This is a genomic window from Xanthomonas sp. NCPPB 2866 (assembly GCF_041475745.2).
GTDB classification, from domain to species: domain Bacteria; phylum Pseudomonadota; class Gammaproteobacteria; order Xanthomonadales; family Xanthomonadaceae; genus Xanthomonas; species Xanthomonas arboricola.
This window is the reverse complement of sequence record NZ_CM192975.1, coordinates 2,199,447-2,217,365: the sequence shown is the minus strand read 5'-3', so window position 1 is coordinate 2,217,365 and position 17,919 is coordinate 2,199,447. Positions and strand designations below refer to the sequence as shown.

Genomic DNA, 17,919 nt, shown 5'->3' with positions numbered 1-17,919 from the left:
GGCACAAAAAACCCACCGGTTTGACGGAGGTGGGTACCGCTACGTGAGGAGTTTCGACGCTCCTTGGGACTAGATTGCAAGTACACGGTCTGGCGTGTCAATACACGCTGGCGGGTCTCGCGCGGCTGTGTGCGCCGCTGGCGCAGTTCCATACGGGCAACGCAAACTGAACCTGGAACCGTTATTTCCGCCCCTTGGCTGTCAACCCGAATATGTGTGAACATCAGACTCTCTGGGAAGAGCATGGCTTGGTAGATGGATCCGCAGAAACAGAAAGAGGAGTTCCAGTACGCCTACGTTTGCGCGCTTGCGGCGCAGGCTGGCCTAAATAGGGGCGATTTCCGAGTTGACGACGACAGCATCGACATAACCTTCCAAACAAAAGGTGACTTCGGTCCGGGCAGGATGCGGAGCCCAATGATTCAAGTCCAGTTAAAATGCTCTTCTCAGGAATTGATAGTAAATGATGCAATTAAGTTCCCGTTGAAGATAAAAAACTACAATGACCTGCGTGGCGATGATGTGGTGGTGCCGCGCTATCTCGCTGTATTGCTAGTGCCTGATGATTTTCAAGAATGGATAAAGAATAATGACGATCACATCGTATTATTCAATTCTTGCCATTGGATTTCGTTACGAGATCATGCTCCGACTGACAACCAGACATCTGTCACCGTGGATATACCACTGGTGCAGCGTCTAACTAGCACAGCGCTCTGGCAGATGATGGACCGTGCGAGCATGGGTGAGTCGTTGTGATTGGAAACGACAATCGTGCTCGGACGGACATGCTCGTATCCATCGAGCAGATACATGCTTATCTACAGTCGAGGCAATGGTTCGAAGACGGTAAGATTCGGAGCGTAGCGACAATATGGCATAGACGTAATGACCTAGACGCAGAAGTGGTTCTCCCGTTTCCGTATGTTAAAGATCTTAAGCAGCGACTACGCGATGCGCTGACGGCCATTGCATCATTTGAAAAGCGTCCTGTTTTCGATGTGATTAGTGACGTAAAGCGCCTCATCTCTAATGTCATCACCATTAGGGTCATTCATGCGGACACGCAGGACGGGACTATCCCAATCAACGATGGTGTGTTGCTTATATCAAAAGCTAAAGATTTGCTGGCTGCCGCTGCGCAGGCCGTGTACGCCAATCGTCGGCATTTCTCCGGACCCACCTCTAAAGATGCTCGCGGCTACCTGGACTCTCTCCTTCTCGGGCAAACAGAGATTGGAAGCTACGTAGTCAATGTAATTGCGCCTAATCAGGAGAACTTCCCGCTCGATCAGTCTGATGCCGCTATTCCAATTGCGGATTCTGTTGGTTTGGGTCAAGCCATCACATCCAAGCTCGTAGCTGGGTTAGACGCACTTTCGGCAGCGAGCGTGAGATACGAAGATATGGGCGAGATTAAAGTGTTCGACGCAGCAGTTTCATCAGGTGCAAGTGCAAATCTTTGTGATGCTTTACTCGGCTTTAGTGGTGAAAAAAACAATCGAGCTTTTGAGGTAATTGTCACGGCATCATCTGGTCCGATGTTTGAAAGCGAACCCCGCAAATTCAATTTTGAAGAGCGGCAAGTGCAAATTCTGAAGAAGGCATCGGACTACTACAAAGATGACTACGTCTTACAAGACAGAATATTGACTGGTCATATCACAAAACTCGTTCGTCAAAAAGGCGAAACTGAGGGGGTCATAACCTTGGATGCTACGGTCAGCGATATGGATCGTAAGATCCGTGTCTCACTGATGGGTGATGATTACCATTTGGCAGTTATTGCTCATGACAAAGGGCAAATGGTTAAGGTTCAAGGGGACGTGCACATAAAGGCGAGGACTGCAGAGCTTTTAATGCCAAAAAACTTTGGTGTAATTTGGATGGAAGATCTACTTTCGAAGTAACGGTTCCAGGTTCACTTCCACTGCAGCCCGGCCGCCGCCGAACCATCGCGCCCATACCGCCACGCGGTAGGCATGGGCGCGATACGTTGGCGCTAGAACTTGTAGGTCAGCCCGAGGTACGCCAGCCGGCCTGCGTATCCGCCGGTATAGAAGCGTGCGCGGGTGTCCTCGCCCAGGTGCGAGCGGGACTCCTGCTTGGTCAGGTTCAGCACCGAGGCGGTGAGACTGAGCGCCGGGGTGATGTTGTACGCCGCGTTCAGATCGATCTGGTAGTACGGCTCCTCAAAGACGTTCAACCCGTTGACCAGGCCTTGCACCAGTTCGCCGCGACGGTTGTACGAGGCGCGCAGCAGCAGGCTGTCGGTCTCGTAGAACCCGGTGAGGTTGGTCTGGTTTCTGGCGCTGCCCGGCATGGAGGTCTTGCCGACCTCGGTGCCGTCCTCCAGCCGCACCGCCGCCTTGCTGGCATCGTTGTAGGTGTAGTTGAACTGCACACCAAGACCGAATGGCAGCGTGTGCTGCGCGTAGAGCTCCACACCCTGCGAGACCGCGTCCTGGCCGCCGGCCTGGGTGCTGTAGTTCTGAAACCTCAGGGTCAGGTCGACTTCCTTGAGTGAATCTGAGCCCGTTCTTTTGAGTGACCGCTTAGGGTCGGGAGCTGCCCTACTCCCGATAAACATCCCTAATTCTAGTACTGGATAGCAGTTCCCCTACCCTACCGAGAAGCCCCGTAGCGGAGCGTCGATCGGCCCACCGAGCGCTAGCAGACGCTCCATTGCGTGGTCGTCGCCGGTATGGCGCGAACCAGCATCCGATCGGCAAGGGCCCGGACGGGGCGATGCCGCCCGGGCAGTGGCGTTACCTGCTGGTCGGCGAGAAGTTCTGAGCTCCGCGCGTCTTTCGCCACTGGATCCACGCGATCGCGGCGACGAAGAAGACGCTGCACAGGTAACTGCCTTCCGGCCCTTGCGCGCCACCGGTCAGAGCGTCGAGGCCTTGCGGGCGTAGCGCCACCAGCAGCGCCGGCAAGTGCGCATCGATGCCGGTGACGGGCAGTTCGAAGCCGGTCGCGAGCAACCAGTTCCACCCCGCGTGCCAGCCCATCACGCCCCAGATATTGCCGGTCCGCAGCGCCCAGGCGCAGGCGAACAGCGAGAACAGGAACGTGCCGAGCATGACCAGGGGCGGCTGGTGCGGACTGAAATGCAGGAAGCAGAAAACGAGCGACACCAGCAGCACTGCCACCGCGACATTGGTCTTGCGCGCCACCACCGACAGCATCCAGCCGCGGAAGATGACTTCCTCCACGCTCGCCTGGAACATGAAACTCAAGAGCAGCAGACTGATGTGCAGCAGACTGACGGGCGACCGCCAGGCCTGCCCCAAGCCCGCCGCCTGCATGCCGCCAGCCATCCAGATCGCGACTACGACCAGCGCGACCGTGCCGAATCCAACGGCCAGTCCGCGAAGGAAGGTTTTCAGCGGCGCCGGACCGGTCAGCCCGATACTCGCCAGCGAGCGCCCTTCGACGAAGCGTACCCAGACGAGCACGGCCGCCAGCGTCGGCGCGAAGCCGATCCACAACAGCGCATACAAGCCAGCGAGGCCGATCGGATCGCCGTGCGGCGTCGACCAATGCTGCGACTGCATCCACCCGTCCAGCGCGATCGCTGGTGCCGCGTTGAACAGGATCATCAGGATCGGCGTCACCCAGGCCCAGGGCAGCCAGCCGCGGGCTGGATCGGGCGAATACAGGGCAACGGGGGTCATGCGGGGCTCCAGGTCGACGTGATCGCCGCTGCAAGTTGCCATCCGCGCGGGGGCGTGGCAATCCGTTTGCGACCAAGCCACAGAAGCCGCCGATGAATCACCCCGATCGCCGACGAAATGGCGCTGCGTCGTCGCCCGTGGTGTCGAAATAACGGGTCGAAATAACAGGCCCAGGTCCACTTCTTTTCAGCAAGGCCCGACTAGATCGCCGCATCGCTCGACGGTTTGACCGCGGTGCGGCAGCCAGCGTCGGCGTGGCCAGCGACGGCACCGGGGACAGGGAGAGCATTCGCACCAGCAAAGACCTCATGCGATGAGATCCTGCGGTGAACGACCGCGCACACGCGACGATGTCGTCGCGGACAGCGAACACTGCAGTCCGGCCGTCACCGAACCATCGCGCCCATACCGCCACGCGGCAGGCATGGGCGCGACACGTTGGCGCTAGAACTTGTAGGTCAGCCCGAGGTACGCCAGCCGGCCTGCGTATCCGCCGGTGTAGAAGCGGGCGCGGGTGTCCTCGCCCAGGTGCGAGCGGGACTCCTGCTTGGTCAGGTTCAGCACCGAGGCGGTGAGGCTGAGCGCCGGGGTGATGTTGTACGCCGCGTTCAGATCGATCTGGTAGTACGGCTCCTCAAAGACGTTCAACCCGTTGACCAGGCCCTGCACCAGCTCGCCGCGACGGTTGTACGAGGCGCGCAGCAGCAGGCTGTCGGTCTCGTAGAACACGGTGAGGTTGGTCTGGTTTCTGGCGCTGCCCGGCATGGAGGTCTTGCCGGCCTCGGTGCCATCCTCCAGCCGCACCGCCGCCTTGCTGGCATCGTTGTAGGTGTAGTTGAACTGCACACCAAGACCGAATGGCAACGTGTGCTGCGCGTAGAGCTCCACACCCTGCGAGACCGCGTCCTGGCCGCCGGCCTGGGTGCTGTAGTTCTGCACGGTGACCGGTTGCCCGTCGACCATCATGTTCACGTCGCTGATGACGTCGACCGCAAAGTTCTCCACGTTTTTGCGGAACAGTCCCACACCTGCCACCGAGCCCGGCTGGAAATACCATTCCAGCCCCAGGTCGAACTGGTTGGCCTTGTACGGCTCCAGGTTCTTGTTGCTGCCCGAGCCGTACCAGCCCTGCTCGCTGGCACCGCCGGTCAGGCGCCGGTCGGCCACGTACTCGGGACTGTAGAACTCCAGGCTGCCGGGCGCAGCGATGTCGTTGTAGCTGGGACGTGCGATCACCTTGGCGGCTGCCGCGCGCAGCAGCAGGTTCTCGGTCAGGTCGTAAGCCAGATTGAAACTCGGCAGCACGTCGGTGTAGTTGCGGTCCAGCCCGCTGACCACGAACGACTCGGTGCGTTGCACGCTGTCGGACAAACGCCAGTAGCCTTCGGTCCCGCAATAGGTGTCGGCCGGGGCGCCGCTGGGCATGGCGGCGCCCTGCTGGCAGGCCAGCGGATTGCCGTCGGCGCCATCGAAGAAGTAGTCGTTGTAGGCGGTCACCTTGTCGGTGGAATCGGCACGCTGGCCGGTGCGCGCCACCCGCACGCCGACGTTGCCACGCAGTCGCTCGGTGTGGAAGTTGAGTTGCAGGTAGGTGGAATAGATCTCCTCGTCGACGTTGTAGACGAAGTTGTCTTCGCTGCGGGTCTGCATCGCGCCGTAGGTCTGGTTCAAGTAGCCGATGTAGCCCGGGAAGTTGATCGCCGGGAACGCGCTGGCGTTGACGCCACCGGCCAGGTTGTCCTGCGCGAACAGCAGGCCCGGCGAGAACTGGGTGGCGATGGCATTGCAGCGCCCGTTCCAGTAGCGGTTGTCGTAGTCGCCCGGATCGGTGCCCGGGCACACCCAGTAGTTGTTGCCGGTACTGCGGTGGATGCCGCCGTCGCGACGCTTGAGGCCGAACTGCAGCGAGTCGACGACCTCGCCATCGAAATGCCAGGTGGTATCGATCTGCGCGTACTGCTGCTGATTGGTGTTACGGGTCCAGGACGAGCCGGTCGAGCCCAGGTCGACCTGCAGGATGCCGTCGCGCAGGTTCTGCATCAGCTGCGGCGAGAATGTCATGCTCGGTGTGCCGGTCAGGTCCCAGGCGCTGGCGAAGTTGCCGTTGCTCCAGCTGCCGTCGGCGTTCTGCAGGCGCGGTTTGATCGGCAGGGAGAACTGTAGCTCCGGCCCGCCCTTGGCCCAGGTGCGGCCGACCTTGAATGCCACGTCCACCTGCTCGCCACGCCATTCGCCGCCCAGGTCCACCGTCTGCGACTGCGATTTCTCGATGTTGTAGCTGCCGGTGATCTGCGGCGTCGGCACGGTGCAATCGTCCGAGCCCCAGCCGCCCGGCGGCAGGCCGGCCGCGGCGGCCTGCGCCTCGCTGCAATAATAGGTCTTGCCCGGACGCAGGCTGTAGGCGGCGCCAGTGACGATGGTGCCGCTGGGATCGAACTGCAGCCCGTCGAGCAGACGGCCGCCGCGCCAGTTGCCGTCGCCGTTATAGCGGGCAATGTTCCACTCCGGAATCTTGATGGTATTGGTCTGCGAGTCCTGCGACAGGTCGAAGCGGAAGTAGTTCGCGGTCAGCGTCAGGTCGTCGGTCGGCTTGAACTGCAAGGTCAGTTGCCCACCCTTGCGCTCGCGCTCCTCGCGTTTGGCGTCCAGGCTGACCGCCGTCGGCATCATGAAACCGGTGGAGTAATTGCCGTCCTGGTTCCAGAAACCGGTACCGCCCCACCAGTTGGCGTTGAAGTCCGACGGATTTCCATTCACGTCGACCGCCGGGCCGACTTCGTCGCGGCCGTACCACTGCCAGCTCTCGGTACTGGCATTGAGCGTGCGAGCGGTGCGCTTCTGCTGCGTGTAGCCCACGAAGACACCGAAGCGGTTGTCCTTGTCGTGCCACGAGTACGAACCGGAGAACTGGCCGTCGGTCTTCTTGCTGGTATCCGACCAGGTGCCCTCGGCCGAGACGAAGCCGGAATGTGGCTCCAGTTCCAGCGGGCGCCGCGTCTGCAGGATCACCGTGCCGCCGATGCCGCCTTCGTCGATGCGTGCTTCCGGGGTCTTGTACAGCTCCGCGCTGCCCAGCAGGTTCGACGGCAGCAGCGTGTAGTTGAACGAGCGCGTCGGGTCGCCGTTGGATTCGGCGGTGGCGATGTAGTTGCCGTTCAATTCGGTCAGCACCAGCTCCGAGGACAGGCCGCGCACACTGACGTTCTTGCCTTCGCCGCCGTCGCGGCTGATGACCACGCCGGGCACGCGCTGCAGCGCATCGGCCACGTTCTTGTCGGGGAACTTGCCCACGTCCTCGGCGGTGATCACATCGACCACGGCGTTGGCGTTGCGCTTCTGCTCCAGGCTTTTTTCGATCGCGTAGCGGTAGCCGGTCACCGTCACCGCATCCAGGTCCGTGGCCTGCACGTCGGCCTGGCCGGTGGGCGCCCGCGTGACGCCGGCCTGCTGGGCGGCAGCGGTGGTAGAGGCGGCGCTCGCGAACAAGACGATGGCGATACCGGCGGACAGCGTGCTGCGGTTGCGTGCGAATGGCATGCAGTTCATTTCGATCATGCTCTCCCAATAGTGATTGGCTTCGGCCGATTCCTGTCGATCCAACGATCCGCCAAGAACGCTGCGCGAAGTGACACAAAAATATCCGGCGCCGTTGCGCCCCCCTCCTCTTGCGTCCGCTTCCACGCAGATGCAATTAGATCGTTCTAATACCGTGGAAAGCTAAGTAGCACAGCCCATGCGGCAGCGCATTCTGCCCCGCAACAGGCCCGCGGCATTGCAGGGCATCCACGATGGCCGGCCGGCCCGCCACGCTTGCACGCGGCATGGCACGGCCTGCCGCGTTGCCGGCTGCAGCAGCGTGATCGCTGCAAGCAATGCATCCTTGCCCGCAACCGGACGCAAGCGCTTTGCCAACGCGCCAGCACACACCTTGTTTGAAACCGAGCTCAGCAAGAGACTGGATCGACGTGAGGGCATCGCCTGCCACACGCCGCTTGGCGGCCATCGCCAACGCGATCGCCACACCGAACATGCGCGCGCTTGTTGCCTGCGTACACGCGCAAGGACGGCGGGGCCTGCTGCGGCATTGATGACACGCCTTGGTCGGAAGCGCATGCGCCGAAGACCTGTCAACCCTGCATCGCCGCCAGCGTGGAAGCGGCCCATGCCGCAAAACGACAACTTTCTGGCGCATCGACCGAGTGCGTCTATCAAGTCCGCCGGGCTCGCGCCGATATCGCTTCCATGGACAGACTCAGCATCATCGGACTGGTGCTCGCGATCGTGGCGATCGTGGGCGGCAGCGTGTTGAAAGGCGCCGGCATTTCGTCGCTGTGGTCGCCGGCTGCCTTCGTGATCGTGATCGTCGGTACCGTGGCGGCGATCCTGCTGCACACCTCGCCGGCAGTTTTCCGGCGCGCCTTCAAGATCCTGCGCTGGGTGATCCAGCCGCCGGCCAGCGACCGCCCGCAGTTGCTGGCGCGCATCGTCGAATGGAGCAACATCGCCCGCCGCCAGGGCCTGCTGGGCCTGGAAGACCAGCTCCCGCGCCAGGACGACGCGTTCCTGCGCAAGGGCCTGCAGATGCTGGTCGATGGCGTGGAGCCCGAATCCATGCGGCACATGCTCGAGATCGAAATGGACAACCAGGAGCGTCAGGATCTTGCCGCGGCCAAGGTGTTCGAAGGCATGGGCATCTATGCGCCCACGCTGGGCATCATCGGCGCCGTGCTGGGGCTGATGGCGGTGATGAAGAACCTGGCCGACCCGGCCATGCTCGGCCATGGCATCGCCGCGGCGTTCACCGCCACCATCTACGGCATCGCCTCGGCCAATCTGCTGTTCCTGCCGGTCGCCGCCAAGCTCAAGAGCGTCATCCACTGCAGCACCAACGAGCGCGAAATGGCGATCGAAGGCCTGATCGCGATCGCCCAGGGCGAGAACCCGCGCAACATCGAGTCGAAATTGGCCGGATACTTGCATTAGTCCCGTCATGGCCCGCCGTCGCAAACATCACGAAGACCATGGCAACCACGAAGCGTGGGCGATTCCGTATGCCGATCTGATGACGCTGCTGCTGGCGTTCTTCGTGGTGATGTACGCAATCTCCTCGCTCAACGAGGGCAAGTACAAGGTCATGGCGCAGGCGCTGACCACCGCTTTCGGCGGCTCGTCCACTGCCGCCAGCCCGGTGCAGATCGGCAAGACCCAGACCCTGGGCGCCGATTACGACCGCCCCTCGGTGATCAAGGCCGGCGCCCCGATGGCCGCCTCCAGCGGACCGACCGACCCTACCCTGCTGCCGTCGATGGCCGCACAGATGCGCATGCCGGTGTCGCTGCGCAACCAGGCGCAGCTGGCGCGCGCGCAGCGGCAGATGGACGCGGTGGCCCAGCAGCTGAGCAAGACGCTGGCGCCGCTGATCGAGCAGAAACTCATCACCATCCGCCGCAACGACCTGTGGATCGAGGTGGAGATCAACAGCGACATCCTGTTCGGCACCGGCTCGGCCTCGCTGGCCGGCAGCGCCCGCGGCACCCTGTCGGCGCTGGCCGCGGTGCTGCGCGATGCGCCCAATGGCGTGCGCGTGGAGGGGTATACCGACAACCAGCCGATCGCCACCGCACAGTTCCCCTCCAACTGGGAGCTGTCGGCCGCGCGCGCCGCCAGCGTGGTGCACCTGTTTGCCGACGACGGCGTGGCCCCGCAACGATTGGCGATGGTGGGCTATGGAGAATTCCGCGCACGTGCCGATAACAGCACTGAGGCGGGACGGAATGCGAACCGGCGTGTGGTGTTGATCATCCTCGCTGACTCGGCTGGCTCACTCGCACCCGATCCGCCATCGCAGATGCATGCGACCGCCGCCGGGGCGCCCAAGCTTCCCAAGTCTGACGGCGGCCAAACGGCCGTCACCACCGAAAGCGGCACAAGTTCCGTCCCCGCCGTAATTCAAGGAGTGCAGTGAGATGCGTATCTGGGCAATCGCCAACCAAAAGGGCGGCGTCGGCAAGACCACCACGACGCTGGCATTGGGTCGCGGCCTGGCCGCGCTCGGCCACCGGGTATTGTTGATCGACCTCGATCCGCACTCCTCCCTCACCCGCGCGTTCGGTGTGGCGATCGACCCGCCGCCGCGCGGTGTGCTGGACCTGTTCGGCACCCCGCCGAGCGACCTGGCCAGCCTGGCCCATGAAAGCGCCATCCCCGGCCTGTCCTACGTGTGCGCACAAGCCGCACTGGCCACGCTGGAACGCCGCAGCGCCAACCAGCCCGGCCTGGGCCTGGCGCTGCAGAACGCGATGACCCGGCACGCCGGCCAGCACGACTACATCCTGCTCGACTGCCCGCCCACGCTCGGCCTGCTGATGATCAACGCACTGGCCGCCTGCGACCGCGTGGTGGTGCCGACCCAGGCCGAGCCGCTGGCGCTGCATGGCCTGGCCAGCATGGTGCGGACTGCCGACATGGTGCAGCGCTCGCGTCGCCGCGCGCTGCCGGTGTCGATCCTGCCGACCCTGTTCGACCGTCGCACCCGTGCCGGCACCGAGACACTCAAGGAGATGCAGGACACCTATGGCGCCGTCGTCTGGGAAGACGCGGTGCCGGTGGATACCCGAATCTGCAATGCCGCCGCACTGACCGTTCCCGCCACCGGCGGCGACTACCAGGGCCGCGGCCTGTCCGCCTATCGCCGCGCGCTGGAATGGGTGCTGGCCGATGACGCGATGCGTATGGAGCAAGCTGCATGAGCAACCACACCGCCAACGGTGAGCTGGACGATTATCTGGAAGGCCTGTTGCACGATGCCGGCGTCGAGATCCCCGCTGCCACCGCTGCCGCCCCTGCTGCCAGCGAAACTCCGGCGCCTGCGGACGCAGACGTTGCGCTGGCCGAGCCGCCGGTGCAGGCTGCCGCGGCTCCCGAAGCGGCCGCCGTGTCGGAAGCGGCTACCGCCCACGCGGTTGCAGCGGTGGCGAGCGCCGACGCGATCGCTGCAGACTTTCTCGCAGAAATGGACGCCGACCCGGCCTTCGGGGCGCCGGTGGCTGCTGCGCCCAGCGCCGCGGACATCGCTGCAGACTTCCTGGCCGAAATGGATGCCGACCCGGCCTTCGGGCCGCCGGTGGTCGCTGCACCCAGCGCCGCGGATATCGCTGCAGACTTCCTGGCCGAAATGGATGCCGACCCGGCCTTCGGGCCGCCGGTGATCGCCGCGCCCAGCGCCGCGGACATCGCTGCCGATTTCCTCGCCGAAATGGATGCCGACCCGGCTTTCGGGCCGCCGGTGGTTGCCGCGCCCAGCGCCGCGGATATCGCTGCCGATTTCCTCGCCGAAATGGATGCCGACCCGGCCTTTGCCACCGCTGCACCCAGCCCGTTCATGAGCACCGCCGACCTGATGGCCGAAATGGACGCCGACCCGGCGTTTGCCACCGCTGCCGCCGGCGCGGACCTGCTGGCGGCCGATCTGCTGTCGGAGATGGATGCCGACCCGGCCTTTGCCGATGCCGCACCTGCCCCGCCGGCACCGGCGCGGCCTGCACCGGCACCGATGCAGGCACCGCACCGCGCGCCGCCGTCGCCGATCTATCCGCAAGGCCTGCAGGCGCTGCTGGCGCCCGGCCAGGCCGAGCACATCCAGGCCGAGCGGCGCGCCAGCGAACGCAGTACGCGCTGGCTGCGCCTGCGCTGCGGCGAGCAGACCTATGCGCTGGAATTGCTCAAGGTGCAGGAAGTGGTGCTGCCGGTGCCGCTGCTGCCGCTGCGCGGCACCGCCAGCGCAATGCTCGGCATCATGAACCTGCGTGGCCAGGTGGTGCCGGTGATCGACCTGGGCATGCACCTGGGTTCGGCACCGATCGACATGGATCTGCAGACGCGTGTGGTGGTGCTGGAAGAAAACGGCGAAACCATGGGCCTGCGCGTGTCGGCGGTGGAGGATGTGACCAGCCTGACCGATCAACAGATCGAGCCGCCGGACAACGCCCGCCTGTGCCGCATTTCCAACAACCTGTTCCGCGGCGTCGCGCGGCTGGGCCATCAACCGATGATCCTGCTCGATGCCAGCCATCTGCTGCATTGATCCAGCGCGCAGCTGACGCGCACCTGCACGCGCAACGATTCAGCGTTAAAGCTTTCCCGCCCCCCGCCGTTAGTACGCATAGAACCATCCGTTCGGAGCAACAATGAGCACAGTGACATTGGGTGAGGATCTCGGCATCGAGACCAGCGCCGACCTCAAGCAGAAGCTTGCCGCGTTCCTGACCCAGGACGGCGACCTGGTGCTCAATGCCGGCGACGTCCGGCGCATCCATACCGCCAGCGTGCAGTTGCTCTGCGCCTTTGTGCAGAGCCGCCGCCAGGCGGGCTTGCATACCGAATTCGATGGCTGCAACGACACTTTTAGAGATGCGGCCCGTCTGCTCGGCGTCACCGACGCGCTCGGACTTTCCGCATCCAATGACAACCTGAAATCTGTGGAGAACGCCGCATGAGCGCACGTATCTTGGTGGTGGACGATTCGGCGTCAATGCGCCAGATGGTCTCTTTCGCCCTCACCTCTGCCGGCTTTGCCGTCGAAGAAGCCGAGGACGGCGCCGTTGCGCTGGGCCGCGCGAAGGGCCAACGCTTCAATGCGGTGGTGACCGACGTGAACATGCCCAACATGGACGGCATCTCGCTGATCCGCGAGCTGCGCCAGCTGCCGGACTACAAGTTCACCCCGATGCTGATGCTCACCACCGAGTCGGCGGCCGACAAGAAGTCCGAAGGCAAGGCCGCCGGTGCTACCGGCTGGCTGGTCAAGCCGTTCAATCCGGAACAGCTGATCGCCACCGTCCAGAAAGTTCTGGGTTAATCCTTACTCGCTTCACCATCGGATCTCACGCCCATGAGCATGGACCTGCAACGTTTCCACGCCACCTTTTTCGAGGAAAGCCGCGAAGGGCTGGACGCGATGGAGGCCGGGCTGTTGTCCCTTGAAGAGGGCAACCGCGACCCGGAAATCATCAACTCGGTGTTCCGCGCCGCGCACTCGATCAAGGGCGGCGCGGCCACCTTCGGTTTCGAAGCCGTCGCCGGCCTGACCCACGTGCTGGAGACGCTGCTGGACGAGCTGCGCTCCAACAAGCGCCAGCTCGAACCCAATGCGGTCGATGCCATGCTTGGCTCGGTCGACGTGCTGCGCGCCCTGCTGCGCGAAGCCGAACACGGCACCCCGGCCGACCCGGCCGCGGTCAAGGCCGTGCATACCCGTTTGAACGCCGTGCTGGCCGGCGAAGCGCCGACCGCCGCGGCGGTCGCCAAGCCGAAGGAAGAAGAACCCGAGGCCTGGCATATCGGGTTCACCCCGGCGCCGTCGCTGTTCATGAGCGGCAACGACCCGCTGCGCATCATCCGTGAGCTCGAGCACCTGGGCCCGCTGCAGATTGCCGCACGCCTGGAGCGCATGCCGGGCTTTGAGAACATCGACCCGCTGGAAGCCTACCTGGCCTGGGATCTGGGCCTGATCGGCAAGATTCCGCGCAGCAAGATCGAAGACACCTTCGCCTGGGTGGTGGACGATTGCGAGCTGGACATCCGCCCGATGGCGGTGCCCGGCCCGCCGCCGAGCCTGGCCGTCGAAGCCACTGTCGCGGCGCCGGTCGCTGTCGCTGCGGCACCTGCCGCTGCTGCCGAACCTGCGGCCGCTGCTGCTGCCACGCCGGCCAAGGCCGCCGCTGCCGAAGCAGAAACCTCGATCCGCGTCAGCGTCGACAAGGTCGATGCATTGATCAATCTGGTCGGCGAGCTGGTCATCACCCAGGCCATGCTCAAGCAGGTCTCCACCGGCCTGGATCCGGCGCATGCCGAACAGCTGTTCGCCGGCCTGGATCTGCTCGAACGCAATACCCGCGATCTGCAGGAGGCGGTCATCGGCGTGCGCATGCTGCCGGTGGATGCGGTGTTCCGCCGCTTCCCGCGCCTGGTCCGCGACCTCTCCAGCCGCCTCGGCAAGCAGGTGCGCCTGCGCACCATCGGCGAAGGCACCGAGTTGGACAAGGGCCTGATCGAAAAGATTGCCGATCCGTTGGTGCACCTGGTGCGCAACTCGATCGACCACGGTCTGGAAATGCCCGATGCGCGTCGCGCCTCCGGCAAGGACGAGACCGGCACGATTACCCTGGCGGCCTCGCATCAGGGTGGCCATATCGTGATCGAAGTCAGCGACGACGGCCGTGGCCTCAATCGCGCCAAGATCCTGGAAAAAGCGGCCGAACGCGGCATCGCCGTGCCGGACAACCCGACCGATGCGCAGGTGTGGGATCTGATCTTCGCACCGGGCTTCTCCACTGCCGATGCCGTCACCGACCTGTCCGGCCGTGGCGTCGGCATGGACGTGGTCCGCCGCAATATCCAGGGCCTGGGTGGCGAAGTGCAGCTGGAAAGCAATGCTGGCAGCGGTACCCGCGTGCTGATCCGTCTGCCGCTGACTCTGGCCATCCTCGACGGCATGACCGTGTCGGTGGCCGGCGAAACCCTGATCCTGCCGCTGGCCTATGTGCTCGAAGCCCTGCAGCCGGCACCGGAAGACATCCGCTCGATGGCCGGCGACGGCCGGGTGCTGCGGGTGCGCGGCGAATACCTGCCGATCCTGTCGCTCACCGATTACTACGGCTTCGGCGGGCAGCAGTCCTCGCAGGAACCGCTGGTGGTGGTGGTCGAAGGCGATGGCCAGAAGATCGCGCTGGAAGTGGACGAACTGCTCGGCCAGCAACAGGTGGTGGTCAAGAACATCGAGAACAACTACCGCCGCATCCCGGGCGTGTCCGGCGCCACCATCCTGGGCGATGGCCGGGTCTCGCTGATCGTGGACATCGGTGGGCTGGTGCGCTCGCTTCGCGTGCCGCAGGCCGCCTGAGTCAGTACAACAACTGCGGCACGGACGCCGCATCGCAACACCTGCAACACATCCAACACCATGGTGCGATGTTTCCGGCGGTCTGGGGCCCGCCGGCAGCGCCGAACCCGCGCGGCAGGGCACGACCCGCGGGGTGTCCTGGCCCGCGGCCATGTCCGACTCAGCGACCGTCCTGGCGCGTCTGCCCGCTTGCAGACGCCAACGCTGCCCATTGATCTCTGTACGCACGAGATGACTTCGATGAACTGGTTCCGCAATCTCGCCGTTGCCCGCAAGCTCGCCGTTGCCTTTTCCATTACCGTCCTGATCACGCTCAGCCTCGGCGTATTCGCGCTGACACGCATGCAATCCAGTGCGCATCTGCTGCGCGAGATCGGCTATACCTGGGCACCGGCGGTGCAACAGCTCAGCGAAATGCGCGCGCTGCTTGGCGAATTCCGCACCTACGAGCTCGCGCAACTTGCGCACGCAGACGATCCGAAGGCGGTGCAGAACTACTTCGAGCGCATGGACAAGGCCCGCAGCGAGGTCGAGATCGCGCAGACTGCGTATGCCAGGACCACGCAGCCGGGCAAGGAGGCCGAGCTGTACGAGGCGGTCAAGCAGAAGCTCGCCGACTACTACAAGGCCAACGCGGCGCTTGGCGCAGCCGTGCGTGCCGGCGACCTGGTCACCGCCAACACCGTGTCCGACGAGCAGTCGCGCCCCGCACGTCGGGATCTGTTCGCCAAGCTGGTGGAGCTGACCAAGTTCAATACCGCGCAGATGAATGCCGAAATCGCCATGGCCGAAGCGGCGTATCAAACCTCGGTGCGCATCATGCTCGCAGCGATGACGCTGGCGGTGCTGCTGGCCGCGTCCGCAGGCTGGTTCATCGCCCGCAGCATCGCCGGGCCGCTCGGTCGCGCCACGCGGGTGGCCGGCGCCATCGCCCAAGGCAAGCTGGATAACGCCATCCATGTCGACAGCCGCGACGAAGCGGGCCAGCTGCTGCGCAGCATGCAGGACATGCAGCGACAACTGCAGGCAGTGTTGGCGGCGCAATCGGAAATGGCGCAACGCCACGAGGCCGGCGAGATCAGCTACCGCATGGATCAAAGCGCATTTCCGGGCGATTACGGCACCATGGTGCACGACACCAACAGTCTGGTCGGCTCGCATATCGCGGTGAAGATGAAGCTGGCGCAGATCATGTCGCGCTATGCAGTCGGCGATCTGAGCCAGGACATGGACCGCCTGCCCGGCGAAAAAGCCGTGCTCAGTCAGACCATGGATACGGTCAAGCACAACCTGTCGGCGATGAACAGCGAGATCAGGCTGCTCGCACAGGCCGCTGCAAACGGCGACTTCAGCGTGCGCGGCGATGCGCAGCGTTTCCAGTACGATTTCCACGCGATGGTGGACAGCCTCAATCAGCTGATGGCCACCGCCGATGCCAACCTGCGCTCCCTGTCGACGCTGTTGCAGGCGATTGCCGCCGGCGACCTGACCGCACGCATGCACGGCCAGTTCAACGGCGTCTTCGCGCAGATGCGCGACGATGCCAACGCCACCACCGAGCAACTGGCCAGCATCGTCGGGCGCATCCAGCAGGCCGCCGGCTCGATCAATTCGGCCGCCAGCGACATCGCCGCCGGCAACCAGGACCTGTCGCAGCGCACCGAGCAGCAAGCGGCAAACCTGGAAGAAACCGCCGCCTCGATGGAGGAGCTCACCTCCACCGTGCGGCAGAACGCCGAGCATGCGCGCCAGGCCAACCAGCTGGCGATCGGCGCCGCCGCAGTGGCCTCGCAAGGCGGCAGCGTGGTCGCACAGGTGGTCACCACCATGTCCGGGATCGAGGTGTCTTCCAAGAAGATCGCCGACATCATCAGCGTCATCGACGGTATCGCCTTCCAGACCAATATCCTGGCCTTGAACGCGGCGGTGGAGGCGGCGCGTGCCGGCGAACAGGGGCGCGGGTTCGCCGTGGTCGCCTCGGAAGTACGCACGCTGGCGCAGCGCTCGGCCGGTGCGGCCAAGGAAATCAAGCAACTGATCGACGATTCGGTCGGCAAGGTGGCGCAGGGCTCGGCCTTGGTGGATCAGGCCGGCAAGACCATGGCCGACATCGTGTCTTCGGTGCAGCGCGTGACCGACATCATGGGCGAAATCTCCGCCGCCTCGCAGGAGCAGTCGGCCGGGATCGAACAGGTCAACCTGACCGTCACCCAGATGGACGAGGCCACCCAGCAGAACGCGGCACTGGTGGAGGAAGCCACCGCCGCTGCGCGTACGATGGAAGCACAGGCTGGCCAGCTGTCCGATGCGGTGGCGATCTTCAAGATCCAGCCGCATGCTGCGCTGTCGCCGGCAAGTCGCCAACCCGCCCCGCGGCATCTGGCCGTGGTTTAAGCCAAACGAGGCTGCCTTCGTCCCCTTCCCAGGGGCTGCACGCCACTGTCGTGCGCGGGAACAGGCAACCGCGCTGTCGGGTCTGGCACCTCTACATCGACACCCGCAACGCCCCGATCCTGTCGGGGCGTCTTGCCATCCGGCAGCGACTCACAGACGGACCACACCACCCCCGCGATCGCCAGGAACTGCTGCCGTTGGTCGAAAGGTGATCAAGCACAAGCTTCGGCGGCCGATACCAGGAGCAATGGGGGCTGCCTGGCCCGCGCTACGTCCGAGGAAGTCCGCATGCCTACCGTCAACTCACCACGCTCTGCCCGCCAGATGCTGGGCTCGGTGTTCGCCGTCGCGCTGCTGGCTGCCAGCGTCTCGTTGCCGCCGTCCTTCGCAGCGCCGGCCGCGCCGGTTTCGGTCCTGCTGGACAACGTGCCGATGAGCGCGCTGCAGTCGCTGGCCATCGACCTGGTGCAGTTGCGCGACGACCAGCGGGCGCAGCTTGCCGCAGCGCACGACCCCGCCCGCATCGAGGCCTACGACGAGCGCCTGGGTCAGCTGCGTCAACGCATTGCACGGCATGCGGGCTACTTCCAGGCCAGCGCGCCGCAGGGCGAACAGGCGCGCCAGTTCGCGCTGGTGCAGCAGCAGTTGGGCCAGTACCTGGCGCAACATCGGCAGGCCAACCGCGCCCTGCACGAGGGCGACCTGCAAGACGCGCAGGCCCTGTCGCTGGGCCATGCCGGCGACACGCGCCATGTGCTGTGGACCGAACTGCAGGCCCTGCAGCAATCGGTCGCCAGCGTGCGCACCACGCAACGCAACTGAGCATTGTCCGCACTGCGACCGGGTGGTCGCGGCGGCGCTGCAGCCTTCCCGGTTAGCTAGCCCGGCGCTGCGCCAAACCACGCGGCCTGGCGTGCAGCTGCGCGTGTGCCGCGTTCTGCCCGG

The 17,919-nt window shown here is 64.4% G+C and carries 12 protein-coding genes and 2 pseudogenes; 11 read left to right on the top strand and 3 right to left on the bottom strand.

Annotated features, from left to right (window positions below; all coding sequences use genetic code 11):
• Positions 1 to 255 precede the first annotated feature (255 nt).
• The gene (locus tag ACCQ04_RS09535) at positions 256 to 759 is read left to right on the top strand and encodes a DUF4365 domain-containing protein (RefSeq protein WP_372358750.1); all 504 of its coding nucleotides are present in this window, start codon (positions 256 to 258) and stop codon (positions 757 to 759) included.
• Between the two features lie 146 nt (positions 760 to 905).
• The gene (locus tag ACCQ04_RS09530) at positions 906 to 1,910 is read left to right on the top strand and encodes a hypothetical protein (RefSeq protein WP_372358749.1); all 1,005 of its coding nucleotides are present in this window, start codon (positions 906 to 908) and stop codon (positions 1,908 to 1,910) included.
• A gap of 92 nt (positions 1,911 to 2,002) precedes the next feature.
• On the opposite strand, the pseudogene ACCQ04_RS09525 reads toward ACCQ04_RS09530, so the two are convergent.
• The 3 genes and pseudogenes from ACCQ04_RS09525 to ACCQ04_RS09515 all read right to left on the bottom strand — a co-directional run.
• Positions 2,003 to 2,494: pseudogene (locus tag ACCQ04_RS09525) on the bottom strand (TonB-dependent receptor domain-containing protein); the annotation flags it as partial.
• Positions 2,495 to 2,768: 274 nt separating this feature from the next.
• Positions 2,769 to 3,680 (bottom strand): CPBP family intramembrane glutamic endopeptidase, encoded by a 912-nt coding sequence (locus ACCQ04_RS09520; RefSeq protein ID WP_372358748.1) that lies wholly within the window; start codon positions 3,678 to 3,680, stop codon positions 2,769 to 2,771.
• A gap of 444 nt (positions 3,681 to 4,124) precedes the next feature.
• Complete coding sequence (locus ACCQ04_RS09515; protein WP_372358747.1) at positions 4,125 to 7,280, bottom strand: TonB-dependent receptor; 3,156 nt, start codon at positions 7,278 to 7,280, stop codon at positions 4,125 to 4,127.
• Positions 7,281 to 7,922: 642 nt separating this feature from the next.
• Between ACCQ04_RS09515 and ACCQ04_RS09510 the strand changes: the two genes are divergently transcribed.
• From ACCQ04_RS09510 to ACCQ04_RS09470, 9 genes and pseudogenes are all read left to right on the top strand, one after another.
• Positions 7,923 to 8,663, top strand: a complete 741-nt coding sequence (locus ACCQ04_RS09510) for a flagellar motor protein (protein WP_026064871.1) — start codon at positions 7,923 to 7,925, stop codon at positions 8,661 to 8,663.
• Between the two features lie 7 nt (positions 8,664 to 8,670).
• Positions 8,671 to 9,645 carry a flagellar motor protein MotD gene (motD, locus tag ACCQ04_RS09505; protein WP_039515497.1) on the top strand — a complete coding sequence of 325 codons (975 nt, stop codon included), beginning with the start codon at positions 8,671 to 8,673 and terminating at the stop codon, positions 9,643 to 9,645.
• A 1-nt stretch (position 9,646) separates the two neighbouring features.
• The gene (locus ACCQ04_RS09500) at positions 9,647 to 10,429 is read left to right on the top strand and encodes a ParA family protein (RefSeq protein ID WP_024937682.1); all 783 of its coding nucleotides are present in this window, start codon (positions 9,647 to 9,649) and stop codon (positions 10,427 to 10,429) included.
• Entirely contained in the window at positions 10,426 to 11,763 is a 1,338-nt protein-coding gene (locus ACCQ04_RS09495; protein WP_226427802.1) for a chemotaxis protein CheW, read from the top strand. Before ACCQ04_RS09500 ends, ACCQ04_RS09495 begins: the two co-directional genes overlap by 4 nt.
• 103 nt (positions 11,764 to 11,866) lie before the next feature.
• Entirely contained in the window at positions 11,867 to 12,175 is a 309-nt protein-coding gene (locus tag ACCQ04_RS09490; protein WP_024937684.1) for an STAS domain-containing protein, read from the top strand.
• Entirely contained in the window at positions 12,172 to 12,537 is a 366-nt protein-coding gene (locus tag ACCQ04_RS09485; RefSeq protein ID WP_002806565.1) for a response regulator, read from the top strand. Before ACCQ04_RS09490 ends, ACCQ04_RS09485 begins: the two co-directional genes overlap by 4 nt.
• A gap of 33 nt (positions 12,538 to 12,570) precedes the next feature.
• Positions 12,571 to 14,580 (top strand): chemotaxis protein CheA, encoded by a 2,010-nt coding sequence (locus tag ACCQ04_RS09480; RefSeq protein WP_065046977.1) that lies wholly within the window; start codon positions 12,571 to 12,573, stop codon positions 14,578 to 14,580.
• 240 nt (positions 14,581 to 14,820) lie between these two features.
• Positions 14,821 to 16,965, top strand: a pseudogene (locus tag ACCQ04_RS09475) (methyl-accepting chemotaxis protein); the annotation flags it as partial.
• Positions 16,966 to 17,262: 297 nt separating this feature from the next.
• The gene (locus ACCQ04_RS09470) at positions 17,263 to 17,796 is read left to right on the top strand and encodes a hypothetical protein (protein WP_226427801.1); all 534 of its coding nucleotides are present in this window, start codon (positions 17,263 to 17,265) and stop codon (positions 17,794 to 17,796) included.
• Positions 17,797 to 17,919: the final 123 nt, after the last annotated feature.